This is a genomic window from Streptococcus pseudopneumoniae, assembly GCF_001070815.1.
Classification (GTDB): domain Bacteria; phylum Bacillota; class Bacilli; order Lactobacillales; family Streptococcaceae; genus Streptococcus; species Streptococcus pseudopneumoniae_P.
Genome location: NZ_JVLX01000026.1, coordinates 17,980 through 32,810, shown reverse-complemented (window position 1 = coordinate 32,810; position 14,831 = coordinate 17,980). Strand labels below are relative to the sequence as shown.

Sequence of the window (14,831 nt, the reverse complement as noted above, 5' to 3'; positions counted from 1 at the left end):
TTATTAGACTATACTTTTCCAAAATACGTCAAAAAACCTTGCAACTAGGTTACAAGGTTAATGACATTAATCGAAGTTAACGTATTCTTTTTGAAGTTCAAGGACTTCTTCCATTGTTGAACACTCTGTAAGGGCACGGTTAGCGTACTCTTCCATCTTAGCAGTGTCCAATTTCTTCATCAAGCTACGTGTACGAAGGACTGATGTTGCTGACATAGAGAACTCATCCAAGCCCATTCCGACAAGAAGTGGAACAGCTTTTTGGTCACCAGCCATCTCACCACACATACCAGCCCATTTACCTTCAGCGTGAGCTGCCTTGATAACGTTGTTGATCAAGCGAAGGATTGATGGGTTATATGGTTGGTAAAGGTATGAAACTTGCTCGTTCATACGGTCTGCTGCCATTGAGTATTGGATCAAGTCGTTTGTTCCAATTGACATGAAGTCTACTTCTTTTGCAAATTGGTCTGCAAGCATCGCTGCTGCAGGGATTTCAATCATGATACCAACTTGGATATCATCCGCAACTGCAACACCTTCAGCAAGAAGGTTTGCTTTTTCTTCTTCATAAACTGCTTTAGCTGCACGGAATTCTTTCAAAAGGGCAACCATTGGGAACATGATACGCAATTGACCATGAACAGAAGCACGAAGAAGGGCACGGATCTGTGTACGGAACATTGCATCTCCAGTTTCAGAAATAGAGATACGAAGGGCACGGAATCCAAGGAATGGGTTCATTTCATGTGGCATATCGAAGTAAGGAAGTTCCTTATCTCCACCAATATCCATTGTACGAACAACCACAGGTTTACCATTCATTCCCTCAAGAACAGCCTTGTATGCTTCGTACTGCTCATCTTCAGTTGGGAAGTCTTGAGAATCCATGTACAAGAACTCTGTACGGTAAAGTCCAACCGCTTCTGCACCATTGTTGTTAACACCTTCCACGTCTTTTGGAGTACCGATGTTAGCAGCCAACTCGAAGTGTTTACCGTCAGCAGTCACTGTTTGAGCATCTTTCAAAAGTGCCCATTCAGCTTTTTGTTTAGCATAAGCTTCACCAGCTGCTTTAAATTCTGCCGCTTGTTCATCTGTTGGGTTGATAATCACTTCACCAGTAATTCCGTTAACAGCAAGGATATCACCGTCTTTCACCACTTCAGTGATGTTATTTGTTCCCAATACAGCTGCAATTTCAAGTGTACGTGCCATGATAGCTGAGTGGCTTGTACGTCCACCGATGTTTGTTACAAAAGCTTTTACAAAGTTTTTGTCCAATTGAGCTGTATCAGATGGTGTCAAGTCATGCGCAATCACGATTACTTCTTCATTGATAGAAGCTGGGTTTGGCAATTTCTTACCAAGAAGGTTTGCCAATACACGTTTTGTCACGTCGCGGATATCCGCTGCACGTTCTTGCATATATGGGTTGTCTTCCATGCCTTCAAAGATAGTGATGAACATGTCAGTCACTTCTTTAAGACCTGCTTCTGCATTGACTTTCTTAGCACGGATTGTTTCTTTAATCTGACCAATCAATTCTGGGTCAGCAAGAACCATCAAATGAGCGTCAAAAACTTGAGCCGCTTCTTCACCAAGCGTACCTACAGCTTTCTCACGGATAAGAGAAAGCTCGTTTTGAGAAGCTTCAAGAGCTACATCCAAACGAGCCTCTTCTGCGTTTGTATCTTCGACTGAAACAGTCTCGAATGACAAATCCGGTTGAACGAGTAGATATGCTTTTGCAACTGCAACACCGTCAGATGCTGCGATTCCTTTAAGCATTTCTGTCATTTTCCTTATGCCAATCCTTCTTTTTCCATTGTTTCTGAGATTGCAGCGATAGCGTCATCTGCATCTGCACCTTCAGCCGAGATAGTTACATCAGCACCTTGGCCAACACCAAGACTCATAACACCCATGATTGATTTAAGGTTAACTGATTTACCTTTGTACTCAAGAGTGATATCTGAAGCAAATTTGCTTGCAGTTTGTACCAACAATGTTGCTGGACGTGCGTGAATACCTGTTTCTGCCACTACGTGGAAATCTTTAGAAGCCATAGTTTGACTCTCCTTTTGTTCTTTCTTTTTTGAGTTATATGTGATAACCCTTACAATTTGGTATTATATCATCTTCTAGGATTTTTTTCAAGCATTTTATGGGATTTATTCGATTTCCTTTCAGATAACTTGCTGAAAATCTTCTATTCTAGATAACAAAACACAGGATATAGTTTTCCAAAAAACTACTTGTAGGATTATCATCACTATTTTACAAAACAAACACTACATATTGTGTTTTGTGAGCTTAAGCATAAAAATAGACCACTATATTTAGTTTTAAATCATTGACAAAAATTTATTTTCTGATATACTAAGAAAGTAATCTATTTTGAAAGAGGAGTTACACAATGGTAACCGTTTATTCTAAAAACAACTGTGTCCAATGTAAGATGACCAAACGTTTCTTGGACAGTAATAATGTCGCTTATCGTGAAATCAATCTTGATGAGCAACCTGAGTACATCGATCAAGTTAAAGAGCTCGGTTTCAGCGCAGCTCCTGTTATCCAAACACCAACAGAAGTCTTTTCAGGTTTCCAACCAGGAAAACTGAAACAATTAGCATAATCTTAGTACATCATCCAGAAGAAACTGCTTCTAGGGCTAACTTAGAAGCCTTTCTTTTGTAATTAGATAAGGGAAATTTTATGGGATTAAAACATCTTGAGGACGTGACTTACTTCCGTCTCAATAACGAAATCAACCGTCCTGTCAATGGACAAATCATGCTTCATAAAGATAAGGAAGCCTTGGATGCTTTCTTTAAAGAAAATGTAGTTCCAAATACTATGGTTTTTGATTCAATCAAGGATAAAATCAACTACCTCATTGAACACAACTACATCGAAACAGCCTTTATCAAGAAATACCGTCCAGAGTTTTTGGAAGAATTGTCTCAATTTATCAAAGACCAAAACTTCCAATTCAAGTCTTTCATGGCAGCTTATAAATTTTACAATCAATATGCTTTGAAAACTAACGACGGTGAATATTATCTTGAAAGCATGGAAGACCGTGTCTTCTTTAACGCCCTTTATTTCGCTGATGGCAATGAGGCTGTTGCCATCGATATTGCCAATGAAATCATCCACCAACGCTACCAACCTGCTACTCCTTCCTTCTTGAATGCTGGACGTGCTCGTCGTGGGGAGTTGGTATCTTGCTTCCTGATCCAAGTAACTGATGATATGAACTCTATCGGACGTTCTATCAACTCGGCTCTTCAACTTTCACGTATCGGTGGTGGTGTGGGAATTACCCTCAGTAACCTTCGTGAAGCTGGTGCACCTATCAAAGGCTATGAAGGAGCCGCTTCTGGTGTCGTTCCTGTTATGAAGCTTTTCGAAGACAGCTTCTCTTACTCAAACCAATTGGGTCAACGTCAAGGTGCCGGTGTTGTCTACCTCAACGTCTTCCACCCAGATATTATCGCCTTCCTTTCAACTAAGAAAGAAAACGCCGATGAAAAAGTTCGTGTAAAGACCCTTTCACTTGGTGTTGTAGTACCCGATAAATTCTACGAATTAGCACGTAAAAATGAAGAAATGTACCTCTTCAGCCCATACTCTGTAGAACTTGAATACGGTGTGCCATTTAACTACATCGACATCACTGAAAAATACGATGAATTGGTCGCAAATCCAAACATCCGCAAGACAAAAATCAAGGCGCGTGATTTGGAAACTGAAATCTCTAAATTGCAACAAGAATCTGGCTACCCTTATGTCGTCAACATTGATACGGCTAACCGTGCAAATCCTGTTGATGGTAAGATTATCATGAGTAACTTGTGTTCTGAGATTCTTCAAGTCCAAGAACCAAGCTTGATCAACGATGCTCAAGAATTCCTTCAAATGGGAACAGATGTTTCATGTAACCTTGGTTCAACCAACGTGGTTAACATGATGACTTCACCTGATTTTGGTCGTTCTATCCGTGCTATGGTTCGTGCCCTTACTTTCGTTACAGATAGTTCACACATCGTAGCTGTTCCTACCATCGACCACGGAAATAGCCAAGCTCATACGTTTGGACTTGGTGCCATGGGACTTCACAGCTACCTTGCCCAACAATTGATTGAATATGGATCGCCTGAATCTGTTGAATTTACAAGCATCTACTTCATGCTCATGAACTACTGGACCTTGGTAGAATCAAACAATATCGCGCGTGAACGTGGTATCACCTTCCACAACTTTGAAAAATCAGACTATGCTAACGGAAGCTACTTTGACAAGTATGTAACTGGCGAATTTGTTCCAAAATCAGACCGTGTTAAAGAACTCTTCAAAGATATCTTTATCCCAAGTGCTGCTGACTGGGCTGAACTTCGTGACAAGGTTCAAGCAGATGGTCTTTACCACCAAAACCGCCTTGCTGTAGCGCCAAATGGTTCTATCAGTTACATCAATGACGTTTCTGCTTCTATCCATCCGATTACGCAACGTATCGAAGAACGTCAAGAAAAGAAAATCGGTAAAATCTACTATCCTGCTGCTGGCTTGTCAACAGAAACCATTCCTTACTACACTTCTGCCTACGACATGGATATGCGTAAGGTGATTGATGTTTACGCTGCTGCAACTGAGCATGTGGACCAAGGACTTTCACTCACTCTCTTCATGCGTAGTGATATTCCAAAAGGGCTTTACGAATGGAAGAAAGAAAATAAACAAACGACACGTGACTTGTCCATCCTTCGTAACTACGCCTTTAACAAGGGAATCAAGTCTATCTACTACGTCCGTACCTTTACAGATGATGGTGGAGAAGTCGGTGCCAACCAATGTGAAAGCTGTGTGATTTAATCTTTGCTTGAGGAAACTACTTTTTCTCAGATAAGTGATTCATTCACCCTGCTAAACTAGAATAAACATCTATACTATGAAATAACAAAAAGTCGGGCTTCCGACTTTTTGTGCGATACTCCTCTAGAATTATGATAAAATAGAAGTAATTGTGAGTTCGCAATACTAAACACAGAAAGAGATTTCAAAATGGAAACTTACTACAAAGCCATTAACTGGAATGCCATCGAAGATGTCATCGACAAATCAACTTGGGAAAAACTGACGGAGCAATTCTGGCTTGATACACGTATTCCTTTGTCAAATGACTTGGATGACTGGAGAAAGCTATCAAATGTAGAAAAAGACTTGGTTGGAAAAGTCTTTGGTGGTTTAACCCTTCTCGACACTATGCAATCTGAAACTGGGGTTCAAGCCCTTCGCGCAGACATCCGTACACCCCATGAGGAAGCTGTTTTCAATAACATCCAATTTATGGAATCTGTCCACGCAAAATCTTACTCATCAATCTTTTCTACCTTGAATACTAAGGCTGAGATTGAAGAAATTTTCGAATGGACTAACACCAATCCTTACCTACAAAAAAAGGCTGAGATTGTCAACGAAATCTACCTAAACGGTAGCCCACTTGAAAAGAAAGTTGCCAGCGTCTTTCTTGAAACCTTCCTCTTCTACTCTGGTTTCTTCACTCCCCTCTACTATCTTGGTAACAACAAACTAGCCAATGTTGCGGAAATTATCAAATTAATTATTCGTGATGAGTCTGTTCACGGAACCTACATTGGTTACAAATTCCAACTTGGTTTCAATGAATTACCTGAAGAAGAGCAAGAAAAACTCAAAGAATGGATGTACGATCTGCTATACACTCTCTACGAGAATGAAGAAGGTTATACAGAGAGCCTCTATGACGGTGTTGGTTGGACTGAAGAAGTCAAAACCTTCCTTCGCTACAATGCTAACAAGGCACTCATGAACCTGGGACAAGATCCACTCTTCCCAGATTCAGCTGATGATGTCAACCCAATCGTTATGAACGGTATTTCAACAGGAACTTCTAACCACGACTTCTTCTCTCAAGTCGGAAATGGTTACCTCCTTGGTGAAGTTGAAGCCATGCAAGACGATGATTACAACTACGGTTTAGACTAATGTTATCTATTTTATAAGCAATAACAAATATCATGGTTTGTTTAAAACAACCATGATATTTTTGTTTTTGTTTTCTTTTGTTTTTTAAATTGATTGATTGAATACTTTATGATAAAATAGTAATAGAAATAGAGGTGATAACGATGTTAAAGCAGGAAAAACTAGATAATATTCTAGAAACGGTAAATACAAAAGGAACTATTACTGTAAAAGAAATCATGACTCGCTTGGATGTATCAGATATGACTGCTAGACGCTACTTGCAAGAGTTAGCAGACAAGGATTTACTTGTTCGGGTGCACGGGGGAGCTGAGAAAATTCGCACAGGTTCTATTTTAAACAATGAACGTTCCAATATTGAAAAACAAAGCTTACAGATTGCAGAAAAACAAGAAATCAGCCGTTTTGCAGGCCATTTAATTGATGAGGGTGAAACCATTTTTATTGGTCCAGGGACAACCTTGGAATCTTTTGCCCGTGAACTTCCAATTGATAATATTCGTGTTGTAACAAACAGTTTACCAGTCTTTCTCATCTTAAACGAACGAAAACTAACAGATTTGATTTTAATAGGTGGAAACTATCGCTCTATCACTGGAGCCTTTGTCGGAACACTAACCTTGCAAAACTTGGCCAATTTACAATTTTCTAAAGCTTTCGTTAGCTGTAATGGTATTCAGGACAATGCGATTGCGACCTTTAGTGAAGAGGAAGGTGAATCTCAACGCATCGCCCTCAATAATTCCAATAAAAAATACTTACTAGCTGACCATAGTAAGTTCAATAAATTTGATTTCTATACCTTCTACAATATCTCTGATATTGATACCATCGTTTCAGATTCTAAACTGAGCAAAGAAACGTTTGAACAACTTTCAAAACAAACAAAAATTATTCTTTCTAAACCATAAAACTGAGGATTGATAAAATATAAAATGCGTCATATCAAGAAAATAAGAATCTTGATATGACGCATTTTTTGATGAAGATTTTTACAAAGAGTTTCCTAGATTCTTTATGATTGTTGAAACGGCATAAAATCTGAATCAAAGGAGATGTTATCCCGTTCTTCAGGACTGATAAAATTTAAAAAGATAATTTTAAATTCTTCCAGCTCATAGTCTGAATGGCAAATCCATTCTTTACCGGTAGAGACATACCATTTCCCAAGTTTTTTCAGCTCCTCATTAGTCAAACAAGGTATTTGAGAACATTTATCAAAATTGATAATATAAACTTTTTCATAAATAGATTGGATAAAATCTTTGAACATCTTTTGCCTCACTAGAATTCTATATCTAATTACTCATTCTACTACTCAATCACTTGAGTTTCCGCTACTTTCTTGTACCAGTGAGCTGATTTCTTAGGATAACGTTCTTGAGTTTCAAAGTCTACATAGAAGAGACCGTAACGTTTTTCATAACCGTTTGACCATGAGAAGACGTCCATCAATGACCAGATGAAGTATCCTTTGACATTTGCACCATCAGCAATCGCATCAGATAAGACCTCTAAGTGTTGTTTGACATAATCAATACGGCCATCATCATAAACAGTGTTATCAACGAACTCATCTTTATACCCTAGACCATTTTCAGTGATGTAAATCTTCTTGTAGTTAGGATAATCTTTCTTCACACGCATGATTTGGTCATACAAACCTTGAGGGTAGATAATCCAATCCCAGTCTGTACGTGGTACATAATCAGGAGCTACACGACGACCAACACCTTTGATTTGGTATTTAGAGCTTCCTTTCTCACCCTTACCATTATGAATGATTTCTGTTTCGCCATCAAAGGCTTCCATCCAGTCACTCATATAGTAGTTGATGCCTAGAAAATCATTCAAGTCTTTTGCAGCTTCTAATGCTGTAAAATCTTCTTCACGAAGATCCAAACTACCACCATTGACTGATAAGATATGGTTGACACCTTCCATCGTTTCATCTGAATAGCTTCCAAGATAAGTTGCATCCAAGATAAATTTATTGTGGATGATATCTTCCAACTCAGCAGCGCGAACATCTGCTGGATTTTTAGGATCTAAAGGATACTTGGTTGGCAGTGCGTGAACAACACCAATTTCACCTTTATAACCTTTATCTTTATATAGCTTGACTGCACGCGCATGAGAAACCATCATATTGTGGTGCGATTGGAAAACTTTGGCAAGGTCGTACTGAATACCTGGAGGGAATTTACCAACCAAGTATTGACCATCACCAATTGGCCCAATTTCATTGAATGTTGTCCAATAGTTTACTTCTGGAAATTCTTCAAAACAGAAGGCAGCGTAGTCTACAAAGTGTTCAATATTTTCACGGTTTAAGAAGTCTCCATTTGAGTGGAGAGCTTCTGGCGTATCAAAGTGATGAAGAGTTACAAAAGGCTCAACATGACGTTTGTGACACTCTGCAAATAGATTATGATAAAATTCAACACCTTTAGCATTTACTTGACCGTAACCAGTCGGGAAAATACGTGACCAGGCAATAGAAATTCGAATACCATTGACACCATACTCTTCTGCTAGCTTGAGGTCAACTGGGTATCGATTGTAAAAATCACTGGCTGGTTCGGCAGTGTACCAGTAGTTATCTTCAAGATACTTATCCCACGCAACTGGTCCTTTACCATCAGTATGTGTAGCACCTTCTGCTTGATAGGCAGCTGTTGCGCCACCGAAAATAAAGTCTTTTGGTAATGTTTTTGTCATTTTTTTCACCTATTTCTTGATTTAAATAAAGTAAAAGTGAGAGGAGAGGAGTCAGTGAGCCATCCTTCTCCATCTCACTTCTTGTACCAAGTCACCGAATTGTAACATGAGGAGGTAAAAACGATAGCCTTTTACCGACGAATTAATAAGGCGATTAGGAAATTTGCCATAGCGATTGCCGTAACGAGAGGAGACTATTTCAGAGTCCCTATCGTTAATCGAATTGTGACATGAGAAGGTAAAAACGATATCTTTTTACCGACGAATTAATAAGGCGATTAGGAAATTCGCCATAGCGATTGCCGTAACGATAGGAGACTATTTCATAGTCCCTATTATTAATCGAATTGTGACATGAGGAGGTAAAAACGATAGCTTTTTACCGACGAATTAACAAGGCGATTAGGAAATTCGCCATAGCGATTGCCGTAACGATAGGAGACTGTTTCACAGTCCCTATCGTTAATCGAATTGAGCTTGTACGAATGCAAGAGCACCTTTTCCATCACGAGTTAATTTGATGTATTGAGCGCCTTCTGTTTTCGCTAGTTTAATACCGAGCTTATCTGTTTCTGCTTTCATGTCTTCAAAGTTTGAAGCAACTTGAGGGGCAAGGATAACAAGATCAAACTCTGGCAACATTTCACGGTGAGCACCATAGCCACCTGCTGCTGCTTTCACAGGAACATTGTATTCTGCAGCTGCCTTATTCAAAGCATTCGCAAGAAGTCCACTTGTCCCTCCACCTGCACAGAGAACGAGGACATTTGTTTCTTCAGTGATTGTATTTTGTGCTGCTTCTACACCAGCTTTTTCAAGAATAGCATCTGCTTTTGCAGTGTTGAAGTTTGCGGCAACTTTTTCTTTCAATTCATCATTAGATTTACCTGAACGCTCTTCTTCAAGAATTTGTTCATCATATACTTTAAGGAATGGATAGTAAATGACTACGTCAACCACGATTAGAAGGGCAGCAAGAATGAATGATAGAACTTGGAAGTTCGTACCAAGAACTAGACCTAGTGGAGCTGGAGTTGTCCATGGTAGATTAGCAGTAAATGAGTTCATTCCAAGTGTTTCAATAAAGAATTTGAAGATCCAAACGTTTGCGATTGGAGCAAAGATAAATGGAATGAAGAAGATTGGGTTTAATACAAGTGGTGCACCAAACAAGATTGGTTCATTTACACCAAAGAATGTTGGGACTACTGAAGCACGACCGATTGCACGGTTACGTTTTGATTTTGTTAACCACATGAACATGAATGGAACAACCAGTGTCGCACCAGTACCACCCATGGTAACGATAAACATTTGTGTACCAGAAGTAAGAATCTTGTCAGCGTGCATACCTTGTTGGAGAAGGTTCAAGTTGACTTCGGCATTGGCATAGGTAATTGCTGCGATAGCAGGTTCAACAATAGATGGACCATGGATACCAACAAACCAGAAGAATGCAAATGCACCAAAGATAATCGTAATACCTAGATAACCATCAGCAGCAGAGAATAATGGTGCAAAGAATTTACCGATTGATTCTGCTACGCTTGCACCAACAAAATGACGAGCTAGTAAATCAAGAGCATAAAGTGAAACAACTGAGAGAGTGAATGGAATCACATCTTTAAAGACTTGTGAGATATTTGGTGGAACTTCGTCAGGCATACGAATAGTGACGTTGTTCTTAACACAAACCTTATAGATTGCTACAGTAACAAAGGCAGCAAGGAAGGCTGAAAGCAAACCTTTTGTCCCCAAGAATCCAGTAGCAAGACCATTTTCGATAGGATCAGCTGCCAACATCAACAAACCAACAATCGCTGCTAACAGTGTTGACATATAGTTGATTTGATTGGTTTTCTCCATGCTACGGTTTACTGAGTCGGTCAATGACTTGGCTGTTGTACCAGCTACCAAGAGAGCTAAAATACCCATTGAATAACTGTAAGGTTTCATAAGAAAGGCTACAACTTCATCAGACCATTTAAAGCCCCATGAGTTTGGTACAAAGGCAATCAAGATAAAAATACTTGAGAAGAGAATAACAGGCATACCTGCAATGAAACCATCACGAATAGCACGAAGATAGATATTACGAGATAGTTTCTCAAAGAAAGGTTTTCCTTTCTCAATAAATGCAATTAGTTTATTCATTATTTAACTCCTCTCTTGTACAGTTCAATTAAATGGTGCATCAAATCTTTTAATAAGATAGTTGTCATCAAGTGGTCTTGGCCATGCATCATGGTTACACTATAGGCTAAGTCCTCACCAGAAGCTTCCTTAGCCAATAGACTTGTTTGCGCGTGGTGAGCCTCTGCAATGCAAGAACCAGCTTCCTCGACTAAGCTATCTGCTTTCGCAAAATCGCCAGCTTCAGCAGCTTTCAAGGCTTCCAATAGTTTTGAACGAGCATCGCCAGCATAGGCTACGATTTCAAAACCTAACAATGTTACTTCTTCTCTATTCATGATAGAATTCTCCTTAGATATTTTTAATTAAATTTTTATGACAATAAACGTTGGATATGTAGAACTAGATAAACTCGTTCACTTTTATACAAATCAAGACCCGTATGTTGCGTAATCACATCATAGATCTTGGAACCAATCTCGAAGGCTTTTGGATAGGATTGTTTAATATGATCTTCCATATCCAGAAGTGATTGGTTATCATCTCTAGATCTGTCTAAATAATCCAAGAAATAATTTAAATGAATCATAAAACGATCATAGAAATGGTTATTCTCTTTAGTTCGTTGAATTGCATAGTCCGTTAAAACTTCTTCAACATTCCTGAGAATTTCTTTCCTCTTATCAATCGACTCCACAAGTTCCACTTCATTTTCACCTTCGGCATTAATGAAATGATAAGCAATCCGAATAATTTCGTCATCAGGAAAATGATCTGCTAGCTTCTGGCGGTAAATTTCAAATGCTTCTTTTGCGATTTGAAAAGCGACAGGATACTTAGTGGAAATATCTGGCAGATTACTATCCTTGTACCTTCCTTGTGCTAGAGCTTGGTAAGAACAGTAAATATGATCTGTCAAGGTTACGTAGAGATACTCTTGAATCGGATAATGATATTTCTTTGATAGCTTATCAATGATTTCATAAGTCACTGTGATAAAATCAAGCGGAACATCTTTGAGGAGTGCCATAAAGTTTTCTCTTGACTCTTCAGTCTTCATCCGAAAGATTTTCTCAACCTGATGTTCAGCAATCAAATCCCCTTTCTTCTTTCCAAATGTAATCCCCTTACCAATCACAATCACTTCTTCTCCTTTATCATTTCTGACAAGCGAGACATTGTGATTCATTGGATTTAGAATTCGATACATGTCAACCTCCTTTTATATCTTAAAGGTATATTAGTACAAAAAATGACCACAAATGAACTAGAAAATCAGCCGATTTCTAATTCACCTGTGATCATGCCTAATATTACTTAGTAACACTCACCTTGTATTAACTTGTGATTTAAGTATAGCACAAGTAAGTTGTTTTGTAAACCTTTACATAAAACTTTTTTTAAAATTTTTTTAGATTCATGTTCCTAACCTAGGAGGACTTGCTTACACGCGTTCTTTCCATGAAGTCGCTGTTGTTTGAAGAACTTTATTGAGCTCATCAATGTTTTCAAATCCAGTTGTGCGAAGCCATTCGCGAGCTGCTGCTTCACCATCTTTGATGTAAGCTTCAACTGATCCAGCCCATGTAGCACGGCCACAAAGAACACCATTGAAGTTTGCACCTGATTCATGAGCAAATACAAGAGTATCTTGGAAGAGTTTAGCTGATACACCAGCACTCAAGTAGATATATGGCAAGTTAGTTGCTTCATCTTGGGCTTTGAAGAAGGCTGCTGCTTCTTCACGTGTGTAAACTACTTCACCTTCAGCGAATCCTTCAACATATTTAATGTTGACAGGAACTTCTACTTTCAAGACATCAATGTTAAAGCGTGGGTCTGAGAAGACTTTCATAGCACCGATAACTTTGTGTGGTTTTACTTTCGCGTATTCTACAGAACCAGCGTCTGCAATTTTTTCATCATAAGCAAGGATTTCAAGGAAGAATGGGATATCTTCAGCCACACATTCAGAACCGATACGTTCGATGTAAGCTTGTTTTTCTTGGTTAAGTTCGTCTGAGCTATCTACATCATAGTAAAGCAAGAATTTAACTGCATCTGCACCTTCTTCTTTAATACGTTTTGCAGACCAAACATCCAAGCAGTCTGGCAAACGTTTTGTGCTTGTTGTATCATAACCTGTTTTTTCATAAGCAAGGAGAAGACCAGCTTTTGGATCAAGAGCTTTTGTAGCTGGAAGTCCATATTCAGGGTCAAGAAGCATTGATGAAGCGTATTTAGTCAATTCATCTGCTACCAAGACTTTAAGTTCTTCCATTTGAGCCACTGTTGGTTCTTCTGTTTGGTGTTGAGCCATTAGGCGTTTCAAAGCACCACGTTGGTCAAATGCAAGAGCTGAGATGATTCCATTTTCATCAGAAAGTTTTTCTAAGCGTGCACGTTTTTGTTCTGTTAAAGCCATTTTATACCTCTTTTACTATTAATTGATCATATAGAGCTTGATAGTTGGCCATGTTGACATGACCAGTCATTTTTTCTTGAGCATTGAGCATACCAAGGACATTTGCCTTGATGAGTAATTCTGCATCCGATTCTTTATGAAGTAAACCTGAAGAAATTCCAGCAACTGTAGAATCTCCAGATCCAACAGGGTTGACTACCTGAATTCTAGGAATATCTACCTTGTAGAAAGTGTCACCATGTTTGGCAAAGGCACCGTTGGCACCAAGCGAAACAATAATCCATTCAATCCCTGCAAACAAAGGTTCTTGAAGGACTTCTTTTAATTCATCCAAATCCTCAGAAACTTCTCTTCCAAGAAGCTGAGATAATTCCTCATTATTTGGTTTGATGACTGTTGGTTTATGTGGTGATTCAAGAACCGCCTGAAGTGCTACACCAGAGCAGTCCAAGACAACGGGCTTGCCAGCTTGATTAGCAAGTTCTACCAAGCTCGCATAGTAATCAACTGGAAGGCCAGCTGGCAGACTACCTGAGATAGCTACTACTTCAACTGACTTCAAGAGTTTTTTGAAATGTTCCAAAAAGTCTTGACCTTCTTGTTCAAGAACTTCAGGTCCTTTTTCAAGAACTTCTGTTTGGTTGTCACCGTGGAGAATAGCAATACAGTTACGAGTTTCTCCCTGAATTGAGAAGAAATCTTTCTTTACTTGATCATCGATATTTTCAACCAAAAACTCACCAAGTTTGCCACCCACTAAACCAGTAGCAAGAACAGAATCTCCAAATTCTGAAAGCACTCGTGTAACATTGAGACCCTTACCACCAGCTGTTTTGGTAACATCCACCACACGATTGACAGTATCAATCTTCAACTCATCCAAGGGATAGGAGATATCAATGGATGGGTTCATTGTGACTGTTAAAATCATAGGTCACCTCTTAGTCGTGGTATTCTCCGCGATCCCATTTTTCAAGGAATTCAGTGAAGAAGTTTGCGTCTGTTTGTTGAGCATTGTGACTTTCAACGTGTTCAATTTTCGCAATCAATTTCTTGTTTTCTTCAGATGGTTTGTATTCAGCATGGATGAAAGCTTCGATGATATCACACATGAGCAATTCACCAGTAATCTTACCACCAAAACCGATAACGTTGGCGTTCAATTGTTCTTTAGCATAAAGGGCTGTTGTCATATCACGAACCAAGGCAGAACGGACACCTGGAACTTTATTCACAGCGTTGTTGATACCAACACCAGTACCACAAATACATACCCCAAGATCAGCTTGACCGCTAGTTACAGCTTCCCCTACTTTTTTACCAAAGATTGGGTAGTGAGTACGTGTATGGTCATATGTACCAAAGTCAATGACTTCATATCCTTTTGATTTCAAAAATTCTGAAACCGCCATTTTTTCATCTGTTACGATGTGGTCACATCCAATTGCAATTCTCATTAGTTATTCCCTCCGATTAATTATATAAATCTAATATCATTTATCCCTACTCAAGAAAAATCAAG

14 protein-coding genes are annotated in these 14,831 nt (G+C 39.0%); 4 read left to right on the top strand and 10 right to left on the bottom strand.

From position 1 onward, the window contains the following. Positions 1 to 66: 66 nt before the first annotated feature. Complete coding sequence (gene ptsP / locus ADG81_RS02920) at positions 67 to 1,800, bottom strand: phosphoenolpyruvate--protein phosphotransferase (RefSeq protein WP_004241506.1); 1,734 nt, start codon at positions 1,798 to 1,800, stop codon at positions 67 to 69. 5 nt (positions 1,801 to 1,805) lie between these two features. Then, a complete protein-coding gene (locus tag ADG81_RS02915) occupies positions 1,806 to 2,069 on the bottom strand; it encodes a phosphocarrier protein HPr (RefSeq protein WP_000146947.1) in 264 nt (87 codons plus the stop codon). Between the two features lie 350 nt (positions 2,070 to 2,419). On the opposite strand from ADG81_RS02915, the gene nrdH reads away from it, so the two are divergent. The 4 genes from nrdH to ADG81_RS02895 all read left to right on the top strand — a co-directional run bounded on the left by nrdH (position 2,420) and on the right by ADG81_RS02895 (position 6,941). Further along, the gene (nrdH, locus tag ADG81_RS02910; RefSeq protein WP_000259240.1) at positions 2,420 to 2,638 is read left to right on the top strand and encodes a glutaredoxin-like protein NrdH; all 219 of its coding nucleotides are present in this window, start codon (positions 2,420 to 2,422) and stop codon (positions 2,636 to 2,638) included. An 80-nt stretch (positions 2,639 to 2,718) separates the two neighbouring features. After that, positions 2,719 to 4,878, top strand: coding sequence for a class 1b ribonucleoside-diphosphate reductase subunit alpha (nrdE, locus tag ADG81_RS02905; protein ID WP_049550844.1), 2,160 nt, complete (start codon positions 2,719 to 2,721; stop codon positions 4,876 to 4,878). Between the two features lie 189 nt (positions 4,879 to 5,067). Then, positions 5,068 to 6,030, top strand: coding sequence for a class 1b ribonucleoside-diphosphate reductase subunit beta (gene nrdF / locus ADG81_RS02900; protein WP_000451386.1), 963 nt, complete (start codon positions 5,068 to 5,070; stop codon positions 6,028 to 6,030). A gap of 143 nt (positions 6,031 to 6,173) precedes the next feature. Next, positions 6,174 to 6,941: a DeoR/GlpR family DNA-binding transcription regulator gene (locus tag ADG81_RS02895; RefSeq protein WP_033685012.1), complete on the top strand. Its 768-nt coding sequence runs from the start codon at positions 6,174 to 6,176 to the stop codon at positions 6,939 to 6,941. Positions 6,942 to 7,045: 104 nt separating this feature from the next. On the opposite strand, the gene ADG81_RS02890 is transcribed toward ADG81_RS02895, so the two are convergent. The 8 genes from ADG81_RS02890 to lacB all read right to left on the bottom strand — a co-directional run bounded on the left by ADG81_RS02890 (position 7,046) and on the right by lacB (position 14,766). Continuing rightward, positions 7,046 to 7,303, bottom strand: coding sequence for a DUF3884 family protein (locus ADG81_RS02890; protein ID WP_023948162.1), 258 nt, complete (start codon positions 7,301 to 7,303; stop codon positions 7,046 to 7,048). A gap of 41 nt (positions 7,304 to 7,344) precedes the next feature. Continuing rightward, a complete protein-coding gene (gene lacG, locus ADG81_RS02880) occupies positions 7,345 to 8,751 on the bottom strand; it encodes a 6-phospho-beta-galactosidase (RefSeq protein WP_049550843.1) in 1,407 nt (468 codons plus the stop codon). 462 nt (positions 8,752 to 9,213) lie between these two features. Further along, entirely contained in the window at positions 9,214 to 10,905 is a 1,692-nt protein-coding gene (locus tag ADG81_RS02875) for a lactose-specific PTS transporter subunit EIIC (protein ID WP_001037324.1), read from the bottom strand. After that, a complete protein-coding gene (locus ADG81_RS02870; protein WP_001078320.1) occupies positions 10,905 to 11,222 on the bottom strand; it encodes a PTS lactose/cellobiose transporter subunit IIA in 318 nt (105 codons plus the stop codon). The genes ADG81_RS02875 and ADG81_RS02870 overlap by 1 nt, the downstream gene beginning before the upstream one ends. Before the next feature lie 35 nt (positions 11,223 to 11,257). Next, on the bottom strand, positions 11,258 to 12,094 hold the full coding sequence (locus tag ADG81_RS02865) for a PRD domain-containing protein (RefSeq protein WP_049550842.1): 837 nt from the start codon (positions 12,092 to 12,094) through the stop codon (positions 11,258 to 11,260). A 234-nt stretch (positions 12,095 to 12,328) separates the two neighbouring features. Next, positions 12,329 to 13,309 (bottom strand): tagatose-bisphosphate aldolase, encoded by a 981-nt coding sequence (gene lacD / locus ADG81_RS02860; RefSeq protein WP_001229119.1) that lies wholly within the window; start codon positions 13,307 to 13,309, stop codon positions 12,329 to 12,331. A 1-nt stretch (position 13,310) separates the two neighbouring features. Then, the gene (locus ADG81_RS02855; RefSeq protein ID WP_049502531.1) at positions 13,311 to 14,240 is read right to left on the bottom strand and encodes a tagatose-6-phosphate kinase; all 930 of its coding nucleotides are present in this window, start codon (positions 14,238 to 14,240) and stop codon (positions 13,311 to 13,313) included. Between the two features lie 10 nt (positions 14,241 to 14,250). Further along, positions 14,251 to 14,766, bottom strand: coding sequence for a galactose-6-phosphate isomerase subunit LacB (lacB, locus tag ADG81_RS02850; protein ID WP_001216913.1), 516 nt, complete (start codon positions 14,764 to 14,766; stop codon positions 14,251 to 14,253). Positions 14,767 to 14,831 lie beyond the last annotated feature (65 nt).